This window comes from Metapseudomonas otitidis (genome assembly GCF_900111835.1).
Lineage (GTDB): Bacteria > Pseudomonadota > Gammaproteobacteria > Pseudomonadales > Pseudomonadaceae > Metapseudomonas > Metapseudomonas otitidis.
Genome location: NZ_FOJP01000013.1, coordinates 1 through 18,231, shown reverse-complemented (window position 1 = coordinate 18,231; position 18,231 = coordinate 1). Strand labels below are relative to the sequence as shown.

Here is an 18,231-nt window from a genome sequence, read left to right as displayed (position 1 = left end):
AACTTCGTAGCGACTGTGTATCGAACCTGAAGCATAGAACACACAAAAGCCGGCAAAGTTCAGGTCAATGAACGAGCCGGCCATTGATGTGGGGAAGGGCGCTCAGAGGGACTTGATGATGCGCCCGAGGGTCTCCACCGCCTGCTCGCTGCGGGGCGTCCAGGGGTGGCCGTAGTTGAGGCGGGCGCAATGCCCGTAGCTGCGGGTCGCGGAGAAGATCGGCCCCGGCGCGATGCTGATGCCCTGGGCCAGGGCCAGCTGGAACAGCCGCAGCGCATCCACCTGGCGGGGGAATTCCAGCCAGAGGAAGTAACCGCCGTCGGGCCGGCTGACCCCGGTCTGCTCCGGCAGGTGTCGGGCCACCGCCGCCAGCATCGCGTTCTGCTGGCTCTCCAGCGCATAGCGCAGGCGCCGCAGGTGGCGGTCGTAGCCGCCGTGCTGCAGGTAGTCGGCAATGGCCGCCTGGGCCGGCACCGAAGCGGAGATGCTGGTCATCAGCTTCAGCCGCTCGATCTCCCCGGCATAGCGCCCACCCGCCACCCAGCCGACCCGGTAGCCCGGCGCCAGGCTCTTGGAGAACGAACTGCAGTGCATCACCAGCCCTTCGTTGTCGAAGGCCTTCACCGGCTTGGGCGCGTGCTGGCCGAAGTACAGCTCGGCGTACACGTCGTCCTCGATCATCGGCACCTGGTAGCGGGCCAGCAGCCCCGCCAGGTGCTTCTTGCGTTCCTCGGTCAGGCTCGCCCCGAGCGGGTTGTGGAAGTTGCTCATGAACCAGCAGGCCTTGATCGGCAGGCTCGCCAGGCTGCGCTCCAGCACCTCCAGGTCGATGCCCTCGCGCGGGTGCACGGGGATTTCCACCGCCTTCAGCTTGAGCCGCTCCAGCACCTGCAGGCTGGCGTAGAACGCCGGTGACTCGATGGCCACCAGGTCGCCTGGCCGGGTCACCACCTGCAGGCAGAGGTTCAGCGCCTCCAGGGCGCCGTTGGTGATCACCAGCTCCTCGATGGGCAGCGGCAGCCCGCCGACCATGTAGCGCAGGGCGATCTGCCGGCGCAGGCCGTGGTTGCCCGGTGTCATGTCGGCCACGGTGGAGCGCGGGTCCATGTCGCGCACCGCATGGGCCATCGAGCGCGCCAGGCGTTGCAGGGGGAACAGGTCCGGGCTGGGGAAGGCCGAGCCGAAGGGCACCGTGTCCGGGTCACGGATCGAACTGAGCACCGAGAACACCAGCTCGCTCACGTCCACCTCGGTGGTGGCCGCCTCGCGGCTGCTCACCTGGGGCTCCTGCAGCGGCCGCTTGACGTGCTGGCAGACGAAGTAGCCGGAGCGCGCGCGGGCCATGATCAGCCCGCGGCTCTCCAGCAGGTAGTACGCCTGGAACACCGTGGAGGCACTGACCCCGTAGGTGCGGCTGGCATGCCGCACCGAGGGCACCTTCTGGCCCGGCGCCAGGACGCCGGTGCGGATCAGTTCGGCGATCTCGTCCGCGAATTTCTCGTAGCGCTTCATCTTGTCCTGGGGAAGGTTGGCCGGGGAGGCCCACTCTAAGCGCTGCGTGCGGCTACCGCCACGGCCGTGCTCCATGGCTCAGCGCCTCGGGCTGACGAAGGTGCTGCTGGCGCTGGCCTGGGCATCGCCCTCCACCGCGCGGATGCGGAACACCAGCTCGCGGGGGCCGCTGCGGCCATCGTCGTCCACCAGGGCCACCGACACCGGCAGGTCGAGGATCTCCCCGGCTTCCACCTTGATCAGCGCCGGCGCCTCCAGCTCCAGGCCATCGCCCTCGGCCAGCTCCAGGCGGTAGCGCAGGTCCTGCTGGGTCTTGTTGATCAGCTTCAGGTTGTAGATGTTCTCGATCTGCCCGGCCGCGTTCTCGCGGAACATGCCCCGGTCCTTGATCACATCCAGCGACACCTCCGAGCGCGTCGCCAGCAACCAGGCGAAGGCCCCGATCATGATCACCAGCGCAGCGGCGTAACCCACCAGGCGCGGACGCAGCAGGTGCGTGGTACCGCCTTCCAGCTCGCGTTCCGAGCTGTAGCGCACCAGGCCCTTGGCGTAGCCCATCTTCTCCATCACCGAATCGCAGGCGTCCACGCAGGCCGCACAGCCGATGCAGGCGATCTGCAGGCCATCGCGGATGTCGATGCCGGTCGGGCACACCTGCACGCACACCGTGCAATCGATGCAATCGCCCAGGCCCTGGCTCTTCGGGTCCACCCCCTTCTTGCGCGCCCCGCGCGACTCGCCCCGGGCGGTGTCGTAGGAGATCACCAGGGTGTCCTTGTCGAACATCACGCTCTGGAAGCGCGAATACGGGCACATGTGGATGCACACCTGCTCACGCATCCAGCCGGCATTGATGTAGGTGGCCGCAGTGAAGAACACCACCCAGAACAGCGCCACCCCACCGGCTTCCAGCGTCAGCAGGTTCATCGCCAGCTCACGCACCGGCGTGAAGTAGCCGACGAAGGTCACCGCCGTGGCCAGGCTAATGGCCAGCCACAGACCGTGCTTGGCCACGTTGCGCGCCACCTTCTCCGCACCCCAGGGCGCGGCGGCCAGCTTGATGCGCTGGTTGCGGTCACCCTGGGTGCGCTGCTCCACCCACATGAACATCCAGGTCCAGACGCTCTGCGGACAGGTGTAGCCGCACCACACCCGGCCGGCGAACACCGTGATGAAGAACAGCCCGAAGGCACAGATGATCAGCAACCCCGACAGCAGGATGAAGTCCTGCGGCCAGAAGGTCGCACCGAAGATGTAGAACTTGCTGTCCTCCAGACTCCAGAGCACGGCCTGGCGGCCGTCCCAGTCGAGCCAGAGGGTGCCGAAGAACAACAGGCACAACAGCCCCGCGCCCAACCGGCGCAGGTTGCGGAAGCGCCCGGTGAAGCTGCGGGTGTGGATCGGTGCACTGGAGGCATACAGGGACGTGGCAGCGGGGCGACTCGTTGGGTCGACCTCTACCTGCCGGACGGGGATGGTCTCGCTCATGATTCAGGCCTTTTGGGCTATGACGGCGAGGCGGACTATAGGGAGGCGCTGATACCGGAAACAGATTCAGGTAATCAGGCAAAAACCATATCAGATGACCCCGCAGCACCCCCTGGCCCTTGAAACCCGTGGTTCCTGGCCGCGCGGGCGAAGGCCCTGTCGGGATCGCGGCAATAGGTCGCAGTGCAGATGATCAGACGGCACGCCTCACACACAGACGCTCCACCGCAGTCACCCCGTGGGCGCGAATTCACTCGCGAAAGCCCCCCGCACGCCCCACCCGGAATACACCTGTAGGGGCGATTTCAATCGCCCAAGGGCAACGCAGTTGCCCCAAAGGCCCTTCCTGACACCGAGAGGGGCGTAGGTGCGGGGCCAAGGCAAACGCCATTAGTGGTTGGAAAGAGCGCCATCCCCTCTACGCCTGACCGCAGGCACCCCGTGGGAGTGAATTCATTCGCGAAAGCCCTCCGCCCGCCCCACCCGGCATACACCTGTAGGGGCGATTTCAATCGCCCAAGGGCAACCCCGTTGCCCAAAGAGGCCCCTCCCGATACCGAAAGGGGCCAAGCCCAGCTCAGCGACCGGCAGCCGGAGTACCGGTCACCCCGTCACCTCCGGCTCGCCAGCCATGAAGGACGGCAAATCCCGCCAGGCCACCCACAGCTCCCCTTGCCAGCGCACCACCCCCAGCCGACGCCCGCCGTAGTTCAACACCTCACGGCTGGGCGCAGCATCCGGCGTGCGGTGGTGGTCATGCAGCGTCGGCACCAGCACCTCGTTCAGCCAGCGGCCCACCTCGCCGTGCTTCGGCTGACCGAATTGGAACAGCGCCCGGTAGGCACCGATATCGCTGACCACCGCCACCTCTTCGTGGAAGTCATCGCTGTAACCCAGGCAGAGCGTTTGCTGCTCGTGAGGCTCCAGGGCCGGGAGCAGGGGTGCGGCATCGGCCAGGCCGATCAACTGCGCGAAATCATGGGCGACGAACCAGGGCAGGTTGTCGACCATCACGGCGCGCAGGCGTTGGTGGTGGTGATAGAAAACGAAAGGGGTGAAAGCCTTGTTCATGGCATGGGTTCCTTGTCGATGGACCACTTCGCCATTCCTCGCTGTCATTCGAAGGGTGGCGAATCGCGCGGGGTTGACAGACCGGGACAAGAGACCGGCAGACCGCGAGGGTCTCCCCGCGCGATCCGCCATGAAGCCGTGCAGTTGAAAACTGCATGCGTGCTCGTGCCTGCAAAAAACATTCGCCGTTTTTCGCATGCACCGTGTGGCGCACCGCGCCTTGTCATCGGGCTGTCAAACCCGGCCACGGGATTGACCGTGGCCGGGGGAGGATAGGGAGGCAGGACTTTGAGGGCAAGGGTGTGGCAGTGGTTTGCCTGGTGGATCGTGAGGCGGGCGGGCAATTAGCGCTAACTAATGAGTCTGCTGGTTGTGACTGGCAGGAAACGGCCAAGAGCGGACTTTCGGTGATGTCTACGAAATGGGCGGCGATTCAGGCAGATGATTGCTAGTAGAATTCCTGCGCTTCTCTTTGGGAGTCAGCGCCAGGTCAGGACTAGGTATTGCATAAATGGCCTGGCCGTCAGCAGTATGCGAGGAAATAAATTTTTAATAAGGGAAATTTATGGCTATATCACACCGACATGGAGTTGCCAGGGCTGCATATGCCTTTACATCTGCCTTGGCGCTCCTTTTGAAACGTTTGGGTGAGCACAATGTCATGGAGGAGCCAAATATACTGGGTATGACCCCAGATATCACATTTGGTCAGCAAGACTCGCTGACTATGATTGAAACAAAGTTTTATCGTCGCAGCTCTCCGCCGCCAGCTTCTATTTTTAAACGCGCTTTAGAGTACGCACATGAAAGTGGTAGTAAGATCGGCGCTGTCAAAGTTGTGCTGGCAATCTCCTGTCCCATGGGTGAGCGTTTTTTGAATGTGGCCCAGGCATTCCCCACTGTTGAGGTTTGGGACGAAACGAAGCTATTTGAGATGGCAGCCCCGTTCCCTGAGATCTTGACCCGATTCGAGGAGATATTCGAAGCTGACACACCTAAGAGTGCTGAAACTCTGAGCCTTAGTTCGCCAACGCCCGCGATGCCTGGTGCTGATGAACCGGCATCGGAGCCTAAAAAAGGTAAGTTGTTGGCCGAGGCCTTAGCGGCAATCGAGCGCGGCCGAGATATGGCTACAGATTTCGAGAGTGCCTGTATTAACGCCCTTAAATATCTCTTCGAAAAGGATCTACACGGTTGGCACGAGCAGTCTCGCACCGTAGACGCCTTGCATCGTAGAGATATGGTGTGCCGGATCTTGGCAAGGGCAGCCGAGGTGTGGCGTCTGATGCTCGAAGACCTAGGAAGCAGATATGTGGTCTTTGAATTTAAGAACTACAGCAAACCCATTACCCAAAACGAGATCGTCACTACAGAGCGTTATCTGTATCCCTCCGCCCTCAGGAAGGTTGCGATTGTGATTTCACATGAGGACTGTGCAGACTCTGCTAAGGCCGTAATTGCTGGGGCGATGCGAGAACATGGGAAGCTGATCATCCCCCTGTCTGTGCCGGAGATAATCGATTTGCTGAACACTAAGGATGAAGGCTCAGATCCGAACACCTACCTGTTCGAACGCGTTGACCAGTTTCTTTTAGGGCTTGGAAGGTAGCACTGCGGATCGGCCCCCAGGGCTGCTTGAACGTGAGGCCTCAGAGAGGATCACGATGCTATTCCATGACTCGCCCCTGGTTTCGTCGGCCCCCCAAACCCTCAAGAATCGAGCCATCCTTAAACGTCCACTTTTGGCCGAAATCGGCCCTCCATGTTGAGTAAGTGGCTTCAACTAATCGCACGTACGCTAGCCACGGCCGTGCGATGAAATTTGAGCTGCCCTACGTGTTTTAGTCGCTTATTTTCCTTAATGGGGGCTCAGCGGGCCCCGAGCTGTGGCAGCGCTTTTATATGTAGACGCCGTGGCCTGCCATTCACATCCCCCAAGCAGTACAGCAGTTGGAGTCGGGTTTCCTGGAACTGGCAATCCTGCTTGAGCAGGTGAACTGCCTCCCCATCGACAAACAGCTTCTGTCCATACCCAGCGAACATCTGGCCTACTAGCCCATGCCTCGGCCCCCCTCACACCCCACCACGGTGACGCCATTGACTGACTATTCCTGCCTGCTCGAAACCCCTTCCGTCCCGGTCTATCAGGCGCTGCGCACGGGCTCCGGCCTCAGCGGCAAGACCGATGAAGCAGCGGTGCGCGGGCTGCCCAATACGCTCTTCGCAGTGCAGATTCTTCATCAATCGCAACCCGTGGGAATGGGGCGGGTGATCGGTGATGGCGGATGCTTTTTCCAGGTCGTCGACATCGCCGTGCTCAAGGCGCACCAGGGCAAGGGGCTGGGTAAACGCATCATGGGCGAGATTCTGAAGTACATCGAAACCCATGTGCCGGAGAGCGGCTACGTCAGCCTCATCGCCGATGGCCAGGCGCAGGACCTCTACGCGCAGTTCGGCTTCGTGCAGACCGCGCCGCGTTCGGTGGGCATGGCCTACCGGCGACCGGAGTTGAAGCGCTGACCGGAGTGGTAGCGCTCCAGCCCAGAGTGATCCCTCAGTCAGCTGTTCAGCCGGGTCATTTTCGGCGTTCCGGAAGCGCCATCAACACAGCCGGCAAACGACTCGGTCGCCCCCCGCTGACCCTGGGCTATGCCGGCGTGTACAGCTCGTTCCTGCTGTTTGCCAAGCGCGCCGAGCAGAAGTACGGCATCCAGGCCGGCGAGCTGCTGGTGGAGCTGGGCCGGCGCGGCACTGTGGGTGGGCAGGAGGACATGATCGAGGACCTGGCCCTGACCCTCTCCCGCCAACGCGGCGTACTCCCCACCTGACGTAGCCCGGGCTTCAGCCCGGGAAGGGCGGTTCGAACACCGCCCTATCTCCGCCGTTCGCTGAGACCTTTCATATCGTCTGCCGATCGATTCTCCCTTCCCTGCCTGCCATGTACACAAGGCTCGTGCCTTCGTAATCTCTGGGCTGTTTTTGTGGGAGGATCCGAAGGAGCCGATATGACAAGCATCAAGCTGCCCAGCGGTCGCTCGTGGGATCCAGGCATCGATCCATATGCCTACCAGCGTGCGACGGAGGGTAACCGGGAGCTGATCGAGCGAAGCGACAAGTGCGGATGCATCGGCTGTGGAGAAATCTTCGCGCCATCCGAGATCGTGAAATGGTGGGACGGCGGCGAAACGGCCTGTTGTCCTCACTGCTGCATGACCAGCGTGGTCGTGGGATCGGCGTCTGGCCTGCCTATCGATGAGGAGTTTTTATCTATTGCAGGGGGGCATGTGGTGTATTAGGCCGCGCTCCGGCCACCTCCCGATTCCCCACCACTGATCCGAAACCCATCCCAGCCCCGAACCCAAGCCCTGGAGCGGTTGCCCAACGGACGTATCATCGGCATCCATCCCTCAGCGAGGTACGGCCATGAAGCTCTTCCGTTGTGCGCTGCTGGCCCTGGTGGCGAGCGGTGCGATTCCCGCGCTGGCCGCCGAGCCGAACGGGCAGCAGACCATCCGCGTCATCCCCAGGACCTACGTCAGCCCCGGCGCCAGCGGCAGTGTGGACACCTACGAGCGCAGCGAGCGCTACAACGTCTACGGCGGGCAGCCCGTGCCCCAGGGCACCACGCGCTACAGCACCGGGAGCGGCAGCCAGGTGATCCAGCAGCAGGGCGGGATTCGCCAGAGCACGGAGTACCCCAACGGGGTGATCATCGAGCGGACGCCGGGGCAGGGGAGTTACCAGTACCAGCAGCGCTGACGGGGGCATTTGCGAGCTGAGAGTTTTCTTGCAGAAAGCGATGAAAGTGACTGAAGGAATTGGCCTTCGGGGATCTATAATGTGCGCCAGTTCGCACAGGCGATCTTCATCCCACTCTTCATCCGGTAGCCTCCCGTGAAAATCCGAACCGCTCTGCTCAAGGCTCTGTTCTTCTGCACCAGCCTGGCCGTCGCCGCCCCCCTCGAAGCCCAGGCGGCCACCCCGGTCCGTGACCCCGCCCAGCTGCAGCTCGCCTCCGGCAGCGCCATGCTGGTGGACCTCGCCACCGGCAAGCTGATCTACGCCAACAACCCCGACCTGGTGGTGCCCATCGCCTCGGTGACCAAGCTGATGACCGCCCTGGTGGTGCTCGAAGCCAAGCAGTCGCTGGACGAGATCATCAGCATCGACATCAGCCAGACCAAGGAAATGAAGGGCGTCTACTCGCGGGTGCGCGTGGGCAGCCTGGTGAGCCGTCGTGACGTGCTGCTGATGGCGCTGATGTCTTCCGAGAACCGTGCGGCGGCGAGCCTCGCCCACCACTACCCGGGCGGCTACGGCGCCTTCATCGCGGCGATGAACGCCAAGGCCCGCGCGCTGGGCATGAAGCACACCCGCTACGTGGAGCCCACCGGTCTGTCGCTGAACAACGTCTCCACCGCCCGCGACCTGGTCCAGCTACTGCTGGAAAGCCGCAAGTACCCGCTGCTGAGCCAGATGAGCACCACCAAGGAAAAGACCATCACCTTCGTCAAGCCGCGCTACAGCCTGGGCTTCAGCAACACCAACCACCTGACCCGCAAGAGCGACTGGGACATCGAGCTGACCAAGACCGGCTTCACCGACGAGGCCGGCCACTGCCTGGTGATGCGCACCCGCATGGGCAACCAGCGGGTCGCCATGGTGCTGCTGGACGCCTTCGGCAAGTACACCCACTTCGCCGATGCCACGCGCATGCGCCGCTGGGTCGAGACCGGCAAGGGCGGCCCGATCCCCGAGGCGGCCAAGGCCTATCGCCAGCAGAAGGACGCGGCCCGTCGCCAGCAGATGGTCGCCTCGCCCAACTGAATCAGGCGCGCCAGTCCTCTTCGCTACGGTCTTCCTTCAGGCCGTAGCGAATGTACAGCCGCACACCCAGGTGCAGGCCCACGGCCAGCAGCACCCATCCCCACCCGCCCAGCGACAACCCTTCCATGACGGCCTCCTGACGAAACGGCCTACAGCCTAGCCGGTAGGCGTCGGCAGGGCTACGCGGCACGGGACCGGTGATAGCGGTTTCGGGACGCAATATCTCGAAGCACTCCGCCTGCGCGACATGAGGAAGACTGGCGGTAGAGTGCGCCCCATCGTCCATTGCGACCTTGGAGGCCCCCCATGAACACCCGTGGATTGCTCGACCAATTGCTCAAGTCCGGCCAGGACCTGCTGCAGAAGAAGGCCGGCGGCAAACCGTCCGGCATCGGCGGCGGCCAGCTCGGCAGCCTGCTCGGTGGCGCGGGCGGTGGTGCCCTGGCTGCCGGCGCGCTGGGCCTGCTGCTGGGCAACAAGAGCGCGCGCAAGCTCGGCGGCAAGGCGCTGACCTACGGCGGTCTCGCCGCCCTTGGCGTGCTGGCCTACAAGGCCTACAGCAACTGGCAGGCCAACCAGCCCACCGCGCCCCAGGGCGAGCCTCGTACCCTCGACCGCCTGCCGGCGCCCCAGGCTGAGCAGCACAGCCAGGCCATCCTCAAGGCCCTGGTGGCGGCGGCCAAGGCCGACGGCCATGTGGACGCCCGCGAGCGGCAACTGATCGAGAGCGAACTGGCCCGCCTGACCGACGACCCCAGCCTGCGCGGCTGGCTGGAAACGGAGCTGAACAAGCCGCTGGACCCGTCCGAAGTGGCCCGCGCGGCGGCCACCCCGGAGATGGCGGCCGAGATGTACCTGGCCAGCGTGCTGATGGTGGACGAGGAGCACTTCATGGAGCGCGCCTACCTGGACGAACTGGCGCGGCAGATGCGCCTGGAGCCGGGGCTCAAGGCGGAGCTGGAAGCCCAGGTGCGGGACGCCCAGGTCAGTTGACGGCGGGGCCTGCAGCGATGTGCACCGCTTCGTCTTCGTCATGCAGGAAGGCCCGGTTGCGGCCTTCCCGCTTGGCCCGGTAGAGCGCCTGGTCGGCGCGTTCCATCACCTCTTCCAGGCGTTCCCCGTCACGGGGCCACAGGGCCCCGCCGATGCTGCAGCCGATGCCCAGGGTGCGCCCCTCCAGCAGCATCGGCTCTCCCAGCACCTGCAGCGCCCGCTGGGCGACCCGGCTGATGTGGCTCAGGCCGTCGTCCTGCTGCAGCTGCAGCACCATCAGGAACTCATCCCCGCCCAGGCGCGCCAACAGGTCCCCGTCCCGCAGGCAGCCGCGCATCCGCTGGGCGGCCTCGCGCAGCACCAGGTCGCCGACGGCGTGGCCGTGGGTGTCGTTGATCGGTTTGAACCCATCCAGGTCCAGGTAGAGCAGCCCCAGTGCGCCGCCGGCCACGTGGCAGCGTTGCTGCAGCCGGGGCAGGTGCTTCTCCAGTGCGGCGCGGTTCGGCAGGCCGGTGAGCGGGTCGTGATGGGCCTTGTTCTCCAGCAGGCCGAGGGTGAGCTGCTGCTGGGTGAGGCTCTCCACCAGGTGGGCGATGGATTTGCTCAGCGTGCGGATTTCCCGGGTGCCGGTGCCGGAGGGGATGACGGCGATCTCCCCGGCGCTGAGGCGGTCCGCCGCGTCGGCGATGCGCTGCAGCGGGCGCGTCACCCGGGCCGCCAGCACCCAGCCGAGGACGGCGAAGAAGATCGCCAGCGCGCCGCCCCAGAGGTAGATCTCCCGCTGCAGGGCGTGGGCGGGGGCGAAGGCTTCTTCTTCTGCCTGGCGGGTGACCACGATCCAGCCGAGGCCGGGGTAGTCGCGGTAGCCGTGGCTGGGGGCGAAGCCGGTGAGGTAGCGGCGGCCGTCCGGCCAGCGCTGCACGCTCCAGAAGCTCTTGCGCGCGTCGATGCTGGCCAGGGCCGGCAGCTCCAGCTTCTGACCGATGCTGCTCGCCGGGCCCAGCAGCACGCTGTAGTCGCTGCTGAGGATGAAGAACTCCACCCGGCGGTGCGTCTGCATGGGCTCGATCAGCGCGCGGCGCACCTCGTCGGCCCAGGACCAGGACAGGTGCGAGGCGAGCACGCCAACGGTGCGTCCGTCCGGCCCCTTCACCGGCAGGGCGATGTCGACGAACTTCATCGCCTCCCCGGTGGGGTTGGGCAGCAGCCTGGCCAGCAGCACGGCCTCGTGCACGTCACCGATGAAGCGGCCCTGGATGCCGCGCTGGTAGACCGGCCGCTGGGCGATGTTCACCCCTTCCAGCACGCCGTTGCTGGAGGCCAGGACCAGGCCATCGGGGTCGGTGAAGCCGATCCAGGCGATATCCGGCAGCTCGTGCTGCAGGCTGTCCAGCAGGGCGCGGACCTGGCGGATGTCGTCCGGCTGGCGCAGGGCCTTCAGCTCGCTGATGACCTGCAGCAGGCGGGCGCGGTTGTCCATGTCGCGGTCCAGCCGATCGACCATCTGGAACGACAGCTCCGCCAGTCCCTGGCCGAATTCCTCGCCCATGCGCTCGCCGGAGCGCTGGCCGATCAGCGTGCCGAGCAGCCAGCTCAGGGCACACACCAGCAGGGCGACGGACAGGGCGATGCGGCTACGCAGGCTGTGGGGGCGACGCATGGGGAGGATCTCCGGGCGATGACTGCGGGCGAGCCGGCCGGTAAAGCATAGTCCGCTCCGTTTTGGCTCGGCCGCATAAAACCACAGAAACACCACACACCCTGCACGAAGCCTCCACGGGCGCGGGCGAGGCTGGGTTTCCGATACACGCAAGGAGCCACGTCCCATGTCCCGCCCTGTCACCCTCCCGCGCCGCCGCTGGTGGAGCCTGTTGTTGTTGCTGGTGCCGATGACCGTCCTGGCCGACGCGCCGCAGCCCGCCCCGGAAGGGCCCTATTTCGTGGTGGAGAACGCCGAGCCCGGTGTCGACGGCCTGCCCCTCAAGGCCACCGAGGTGAAGGCACGGGTGCTGGGGGTGATCGCCGACGTCAGCGTCACCCAGCACTACCGCAACGAAGGCAGCCGGGCGCTGGAGGCGCGCTACGTGTTCCCCGGCTCGACCCGGGCGGCGGTGCACGGCATGACCGTGCGCATCGGCCAGCGGGTGATCGAGGCGCGCATCGAGGAGAAGGGCAAGGCCCGCGAAGACTACGAGGCGGCCAAGGTGGCCGGGCAGACCGCGGCCCTGCTGGAGCAGCAGCGCAGCAACGTGTTCGAGATGAATGTCGCCAACATCCTCCCCGGCGATGCAGTGGATGTGGAGCTGCGCTACACCGAGCTGCTGGTCCCCCGCGATGGGCTCTACTCCTTCGTCTTCCCCACCGTGGTCGGCCCCCGCTACACCGGCCGGCCGGGGGGCGCCGTCGAACCCTGGACGGCCACCGCGCACCTGCCGGAAGGCGAGCCGGGAACCGCCGGATTCAGCCTGGACGTGGACCTGCAGGCCCCGGCGGACATCGCCGAGCTGGCCTCGCCCAGCCACCGCATCCTGCGCCAGGGGCAGGACGCCCGGCACGTGCGGGTGAGCCTGGACCCGGCCGGCGGCGCGGCGGCCAACCGTGACTTCGTGCTGGACTACCGCCTGGGTGGCGAGGGCTTCCAGAGCGGGGTGCTGCTCAGCGAGGGGGCCGAGGAGAACTTCTTCCTGGCCATGGTGGCGCCGCCCCGGCGCGTGCCCAGCGAGGCGGTGGTGCCCCGTGAATACGTGTTCGTGGTGGACATCTCCGGTTCCATGCACGGCTTCCCCCTGGACACCGCCAAGCACCTGCTGCGCCGGCTGATCGGCGGCCTGCGCCCGCAGGACCGCTTCAACGTGCTGCTGTTCTCCGGCAGTGCCAGCCTGCTGGTGCCGCAGTCGATCCCTGCGGATGCCGAGCACATCCAGCAGGCCCTGGGGCTGCTGGACACCGAGATGGGCAGTGGCGGCACCGAGTTGCTGCCGGCCCTGCGCCAGGCCCTGGCGATGCCGGCGGAGGCGGGGCGTTCGCGCTCCTTCATCGTGGTCACCGACGGCTTCGTGGACGTGGAAAGCGAGGCCTATGCGCTGGTGCGCGGCAACCTGGGCAAGGCCAACCTGTTCGCCTTCGGCATCGGCAGCTCGGTGAACCGCGAGCTGATCGAGGGCCTGGCCCGCGCCGGCCAGGGCGAGCCCTTCGTGGTGCTGGACGCCGCGCAGGCCGATGCCCAGGCCGAGCGCCTGCAGCGGATGATCGAGTCGCCGGTGCTGGTGCGCCCGAAACTGACCTTCGACGGGCTGGACACCTATGACGTGGAGCCCCTGGAGCTGCCGGACCTGTTCGCCGAGCGGCCGCTGGTGGTGTTCGGCAAGTGGCGCGGCGAGCGCCGGGGCTTCCTCCGCGCCCAGGGCCTGACCAGCCGGGGCACCTGGCATGCCGAGGCGCCGCTGCTGGCCGGGCAGGCCGTGGAGGGCAGCGCCCTGGCGCACCTCTGGGCCCGCCAGCGCATCGCCTCGCTGATGGACCAGGAGGCCATCGAAGGTGGCTACGCCTACAACTACAGCCAGCAGATCCTCGACCTCGGCCTCAAGTACAGCCTGCTGACGCCCTACACCTCCTTCGTCGCGGTGGATGAGCAGGTGCGCAACCCGGCGCCGCAGGACGCGGCGGAAGTCGACCAGCCGCTGCCCCTGCCCCAGGGCGTCAGCGCCCAGGCCGTGGGCGGCAGCGTCAGCGGGCCGATGGTGCCGGGCACGCCGGAGCCGGCGACCAGGGCGCTGTTGCTGGTGGGCTTGCTGGGCCTGGGATGGGCATTGCGCCGTCAGTGGGGCCAGGCGTGACCCGCGCGCTGCCCGTCTGGGCCTGGCTGGCGCTGCCGGCCCTGGCGCTGTGGCCGGTGTGGCGCTGGGCCGTTGCCCGCATGGGTGATGGCTCGGACGATCCCTGGGGCGCGGTGGCGCTGGTGGTGCTGTTGGCCTGCCTGTGGCGTGACCGTCACGCGCTGCTGGCGGCGCCGCGCCTGCCCGGGCTGCTCGCCTCCCTGGGGCTGACGGCAGCCGCGCTGCTGGTGCCGGGCGTGCCGGCCCTGGGGCGCGGGTTGCTGGCGGTGCTGGCAGTGCTGGTGATGGCCTTCGCCCTGCGTCGGCCCGGCCAGCCGCTGCTGGCCTGGCTGGGGCTGGGGGTGCTGGCGCTGCCGATCCTGGCGTCGCTGCAGTTCTTCATCGGCTACCCGCTGCGGGTGATCACCGCCGAGGCCAGCCTCTGGGCCTTGCGCGGACTGGGCTTCGCCGTCACGCGCCAGGGCAGTGCGCTGGAGGTGGGCGGTCAGCTGGTGATGGTCGACGCGCCCTGTTCCGGCGTGCAGATGGCCTGGGCCGCCTACTTCGTGGCCTTCACCGCCGCCGCCTGGCTGCGGGTGGCGGATGCCCGGCTGCTGCGCCGGCTGCCCTGGCTCAGCCTGCTGATCCTCGGGGCCAATGCGCTGCGCAATACGCTGCTGGTGCTGCAGGAGGCCGGGCATTGGCAGGGGCCGGCCTGGCTCCATGAGGGCATCGGGTTGGCGGTGTTCGCCGCGCTCTGCGGGCTGGTGCTGCGCCTGGTGGTGGGGTTGCCGGCCCAGCCGGCGAACCGGGCGGATGGCCTGCCCGGCGCGGTGCGTCCGTGGTCCTGGGGCGTGCTCTTCGTCGGCCTGGCGGCGTACAGCCTGGTGCCGGGCGCGGGCGGGGAGGGCGCGCGCCCGGCCGGTTTCGTCGAGTGGCCGAGCACCTTCGAGGGGCAGGCCTTGCGCCCGCTGGCGCTGACGGCGGTGGAGCGGCGCTTCGCCGAGGATTTCCCCGGTCGCCTGGCGCGCTTCGCCGCCGGCCCGCGCACCCTGGTGCTGCGCCAGGTGCAGGTGCCGACCCGCAAGCTGCACCCGGCAGCGGATTGCTACCGCGCCCTGGGCTTTCGCATCAGCGCCATCGCCCTTCACCGCCGGGCCAGTGGCGAGGGCCTGCAGCGCTGCTTCCTGGCCAGCGCCGCCTCCGGTCGGCTGCGGGTGTGCGAATACATCGAGGACGCGGCCGGACGGAGCTTCAGCGACACCTCCGCCTGGTACTGGTCGGCCCTGGCCGGCACCTCCCCGGGGCCCTGGCGGGCGGTCACCGTGGCCGAGGCGGCGGGCCTGTAAACGGTCATCGGCGCAGGCTGCCCGAGGCGAATCGACTCGGGTATACTCGCCGGCTTTTCCGAAAGTTTTGCCAGTGAGAGCTTCCCGCCATGGAAATCAACCCGATCCTGAACAGCATCAAGGACCTCTCCGAACGTACCCAGGCCATTCGGGGGTATCTTTGACTACGATCAGAAGCATGATCGTCTCGTCGAAGTAAACCGCGAACTCGAAGACCCCAACGTCTGGAACAACCCCGAATACGCCCAGAACCTGGGCCGCGAACGCTCCATGCTGGCGCAGGTGGTCGAGACCCTCGACGAACTCACCAGCGGCCTGGCCGACTCCAGCGACCTGCTGGACATGGCGGTCGAGGAGAACGACGAAGGCGCCGTGAACGACGTCGCCACCGAAGTCGAGCGCCTGCGCGAGATCCTCGAGAAGCTGGAGTTCCGCCGCATGTTCAGCGGCGAGATGGACCCCAACAACGCCTACCTGGACATCCAGGCCGGTTCCGGCGGCACCGAGGCCCAGGACTGGGCCAACATGCTGCTGCGCATGTACCTGCGCTGGGCCGACAAGAACGGCTTCGCCGCCGAGATCGTCGAATTGTCCGAAGGCGAAGTCGCCGGCATCAAGGGCGCCACCGTGCACATCAAGGGCGAATACGCCTTCGGTTGGCTGCGCACCGAGATCGGCGTGCACCGCCTGGTGCGCAAGAGCCCGTTCGATTCGGGCAACCGTCGTCACACCTCGTTCACCGCGGTGTTCGTCTCCCCGGAGATCGACGACAACATCGAGATCGAGATCAACCCGTCCGACCTGCGCATCGACACCTACCGCTCCTCCGGTGCCGGTGGCCAGCACGTGAACACCACCGACTCCGCGGTGCGGATCACCCACGTGCCCACCAACACCGTGGTGGCGTGCCAGAACGAACGCTCCCAGCACGCCAACAAGGACACCGCCATGAAGATGCTGCGGGCCAAGTTGTACGAGCTGGAGATGCAGAAGCGCAACGCCGCCTCCCAGGCTCTGGAGGACACCAAATCCGACATCGGCTGGGGGCACCAGATCCGCTCCTACGTCCTCGACCAGTCGCGGATCAAGGACCTGCGCACCGGCGTCGAGCGCAGCGACTGCGACAAGGTGCTGGATGGGGATCTGAACGAGTACCTCGAGGCCAGCCTCAAGCAAGGGCTGTAACGCCGCCGCGCCCGGCCAGCCCGCCTCAAGCAGCGGCTGGCCTGCGTCCGCCAGGCTTTGCTGCCGCTGTTATGCAATCCGTTTCCACAGGCAAGAGCGCCTAATCAGGAACCACCGAAGACCATGAGCGACCAACAACCCGACCAGCACGAACTGCAACAGGAAGAGAACAAGCTGATCGCCCAGCGCAAGGAAAAGCTTGCTGCCGTGCGCGAAGCCAAGGCCATCGCCTTCCCGAACGACTTCCGCCGCGACGCCTACTTCGCGGACCTGCAGAAACAGTACGCGGACAAGACCAAGGAAGAGCTGGAAGCTGCAGCCATCCCGGTCAAGGTCGCCGGTCGCATCATGCTCAACCGCGGCTCCTTCATCGTCCTGCAGGACAGCAGCGCTCGCCTGCAGGTCTACGTGAACCGCAAGACCCTGCCGGAAGAGACCCTGGCCGAGATCAAGACCTGGGACCTGGGCGACATCATCGGCGCCGAAGGCACCCTGGCCCGTTCCGGCAAGGGCGACCTGTACGTCGACATGACCAGCGTGCGCCTGCTGACCAAGTCCCTGCGCCCGCTGCCGGACAAGCACCACGGCCTGACCGACACCGAGCAGCGCTACCGCCAGCGCTACGTCGACCTGATCGTCAACGAGGAAACCCGCCACACCTTCCGCGTGCGCTCCCAGGTCATCGCCCACATCCGCCGCTTCCTCAGCGAGCGCGGTTTCCTCGAAGTGGAAACCCCGATGCTGCAGACCATCCCCGGCGGCGCGGCGGCCAAGCCCTTCGCGACCCACCACAACGCCCTGGACATGCCGATGTTCCTGCGCATCGCCCCGGAGCTGTACCTCAAGCGCCTGGTGGTCGGTGGCTTCGAGAAGGTCTTCGAGATCAACCGCAACTTCCGTAACGAAGGCGTCTCGACCCGGCACAACCCCGAGTTCACCATGCTCGAGTTCTACCAGGCCTACGCCGACTACGAAGACAACATGGACCTGACCGAGGAGCTGTTCCGCGAGCTGGCCCAGGCCGTGCTCGGCAGCACCGACGTGCCCTACGGCGACAAGGTCTTCCATTTCGGCGAGCCCTTCGCCCGCCTGTCGGTGTTCGACGCGATCCTCAAGTACAACCCGGACATCACCGCCGCCGACCTCAACGACGTCGAGAAGGCCCGCGCCATCGCCAAGAAGGCCGGTGCCAAGGTCCTCGGCCACGAAGGCCTGGGCAAGCTGCAGGTGATGATTTTCGAGGAGCTGGTGGAGAGCAAGCTGGAACAGCCGCACTTCATCACCCAGTACCCCTTCGAGGTCTCCCCGCTGGCCCGCCGCAACGACAAGGACCCGAGCGTCACCGACCGCTTCGAGCTGTTCATCGGTGGCCGCGAGATCGCCAACGCCTACTCCGAGCTGAACGACGCCGAAGACCAGGCCGAGCGCTTCATGCTGCAGGTCAAGGAGAAGGACGCCGGTGACGACGAGGCGATGCACTACGACGCCGACTTCGTCAACGCGCTGGAATACGGCATGCCGCCCACCGCCGGCGAAGGCATCGGCATCGACCGCCTGGTGATGCTGCTGACCAACTCCCCGTCGATCCGCGACGTGATCCTGTTCCCCCACATGCGGCCCCAGGCCTGAGTGGGATGAGAAAGCCGCCTTCGGGCGGCTTTTTTGTGGCTGCTGTCCCGTCCTGAATAAGGTTTACACCTTCGCCCTTATTTCAGGAGAGTCCCGATGGCAGAAGGTATCCGTCGCAGTCAGCGTGATTACACGCAGGCTTTTAAACTGGCAGTGGTCGATCAAGTCGAAAAAGGCGAAATGAGCTACAAGGAGGCTCAGGCTCGCTACGGCATCCAGGGCCGTTCGACGGTGCTGGTGTGGTTACGCAAGCATGGTCGGCAGGACTGGAGTCAAGGAGCCTCCATTCGATCCGCCAGGAGCAAGTCGATGTCCGAACCCAACCTGCCACTGACGCCGGAGCAGCGCATCAAGGAGCTGGA

16 protein-coding genes and 1 pseudogene are annotated in these 18,231 nt (G+C 66.0%); 12 read left to right on the top strand and 5 right to left on the bottom strand.

From position 1 onward, the window contains the following. Positions 1-102 precede the first annotated feature (102 nt). The 3 genes from mapR to BM198_RS17445 form a co-directional block, all read right to left on the bottom strand. Positions 103-1,512: a GntR family transcriptional regulator MpaR gene (mapR, locus tag BM198_RS17455; RefSeq protein ID WP_074971663.1), complete on the bottom strand. Its 1,410-nt coding sequence runs from the start codon at positions 1,510-1,512 to the stop codon at positions 103-105. A 78-nt stretch (positions 1,513-1,590) separates the two neighbouring features. Further along, positions 1,591-3,000 (bottom strand): cytochrome c oxidase accessory protein CcoG, encoded by a 1,410-nt coding sequence (gene ccoG / locus BM198_RS17450; RefSeq protein ID WP_044413121.1) that lies wholly within the window; start codon positions 2,998-3,000, stop codon positions 1,591-1,593. Between the two features lie 603 nt (positions 3,001-3,603). Beyond that, positions 3,604-4,071, bottom strand: coding sequence for a BRO-N domain-containing protein (locus tag BM198_RS17445; protein ID WP_074971537.1), 468 nt, complete (start codon positions 4,069-4,071; stop codon positions 3,604-3,606). Between the two features lie 565 nt (positions 4,072-4,636). Here BM198_RS17445 and BM198_RS17440 point away from each other — a divergent pair. The 6 genes and pseudogenes from BM198_RS17440 to pbpG all read left to right on the top strand — a co-directional run bounded on the left by BM198_RS17440 (position 4,637) and on the right by pbpG (position 8,898). Beyond that, the gene (locus tag BM198_RS17440; protein ID WP_139233649.1) at positions 4,637-5,680 is read left to right on the top strand and encodes a hypothetical protein; all 1,044 of its coding nucleotides are present in this window, start codon (positions 4,637-4,639) and stop codon (positions 5,678-5,680) included. A 488-nt stretch (positions 5,681-6,168) separates the two neighbouring features. Then, positions 6,169-6,591: a GNAT family N-acetyltransferase gene (locus tag BM198_RS17435; RefSeq protein ID WP_082078335.1), complete on the top strand. Its 423-nt coding sequence runs from the start codon at positions 6,169-6,171 to the stop codon at positions 6,589-6,591. Between the two features lie 98 nt (positions 6,592-6,689). After that, a pseudogene (locus BM198_RS17430) lies at positions 6,690-6,899 on the top strand (4-hydroxy-2-oxovalerate aldolase); the annotation flags it as partial. A 177-nt stretch (positions 6,900-7,076) separates the two neighbouring features. After that, positions 7,077-7,367 carry a hypothetical protein gene (locus BM198_RS17425; protein WP_208610373.1) on the top strand — a complete coding sequence of 97 codons (291 nt, stop codon included), beginning with the start codon at positions 7,077-7,079 and terminating at the stop codon, positions 7,365-7,367. Between the two features lie 127 nt (positions 7,368-7,494). Then, positions 7,495-7,830, top strand: coding sequence for a hypothetical protein (locus BM198_RS17420; protein WP_074971534.1), 336 nt, complete (start codon positions 7,495-7,497; stop codon positions 7,828-7,830). Between the two features lie 135 nt (positions 7,831-7,965). Beyond that, positions 7,966-8,898 (top strand): D-alanyl-D-alanine endopeptidase, encoded by a 933-nt coding sequence (gene pbpG, locus BM198_RS17415; RefSeq protein WP_074971533.1) that lies wholly within the window; start codon positions 7,966-7,968, stop codon positions 8,896-8,898. A gap of 1 nt (position 8,899) precedes the next feature. On the opposite strand, the gene BM198_RS30675 is transcribed toward pbpG, so the two are convergent. After that, the gene (locus BM198_RS30675; protein WP_256548389.1) at positions 8,900-9,025 is read right to left on the bottom strand and encodes a hypothetical protein; all 126 of its coding nucleotides are present in this window, start codon (positions 9,023-9,025) and stop codon (positions 8,900-8,902) included. 179 nt (positions 9,026-9,204) lie between these two features. On the opposite strand from BM198_RS30675, the gene BM198_RS17410 reads away from it, so the two are divergent. After that, positions 9,205-9,891 (top strand): tellurite resistance TerB family protein, encoded by a 687-nt coding sequence (locus tag BM198_RS17410; RefSeq protein ID WP_074971532.1) that lies wholly within the window; start codon positions 9,205-9,207, stop codon positions 9,889-9,891. On the opposite strand, the gene BM198_RS17405 is transcribed toward BM198_RS17410, so the two are convergent. Then, positions 9,884-11,551, bottom strand: a complete 1,668-nt coding sequence (locus BM198_RS17405) for a diguanylate cyclase domain-containing protein (protein WP_074971531.1) — start codon at positions 11,549-11,551, stop codon at positions 9,884-9,886. The genes BM198_RS17410 and BM198_RS17405 overlap by 8 nt on opposite strands. A 166-nt stretch (positions 11,552-11,717) precedes the next feature. Between BM198_RS17405 and BM198_RS30670 the strand changes: the two genes are divergently transcribed. From BM198_RS30670 to BM198_RS17385, 5 genes are all read left to right on the top strand, one after another. After that, positions 11,718-13,727, top strand: a complete 2,010-nt coding sequence (locus BM198_RS30670; RefSeq protein WP_074971530.1) for a VIT domain-containing protein — start codon at positions 11,718-11,720, stop codon at positions 13,725-13,727. Then, positions 13,724-15,055, top strand: coding sequence for an exosortase Q (gene xrtQ / locus BM198_RS30310; RefSeq protein ID WP_208610372.1), 1,332 nt, complete (start codon positions 13,724-13,726; stop codon positions 15,053-15,055). Before BM198_RS30670 ends, xrtQ begins: the two co-directional genes overlap by 4 nt. 89 nt (positions 15,056-15,144) lie before the next feature. Continuing rightward, a protein-coding gene (gene prfB / locus BM198_RS29705; RefSeq protein WP_107330352.1) for a peptide chain release factor 2 occupies positions 15,145-16,240 on the top strand; the annotation gives its coding sequence in 2 pieces (ribosomal slippage) (positions 15,145-15,216 and positions 15,218-16,240; 1,095 coding nt in all). Between the two features lie 123 nt (positions 16,241-16,363). Further along, on the top strand, positions 16,364-17,869 hold the full coding sequence (lysS, locus tag BM198_RS17390; protein ID WP_044413139.1) for a lysine--tRNA ligase: 1,506 nt from the start codon (positions 16,364-16,366) through the stop codon (positions 17,867-17,869). A gap of 96 nt (positions 17,870-17,965) precedes the next feature. Beyond that, the coding region (locus BM198_RS17385; RefSeq protein WP_074971528.1) for a helix-turn-helix domain-containing protein at positions 17,966-18,231 on the top strand (266 nt) is incomplete at its 3' end.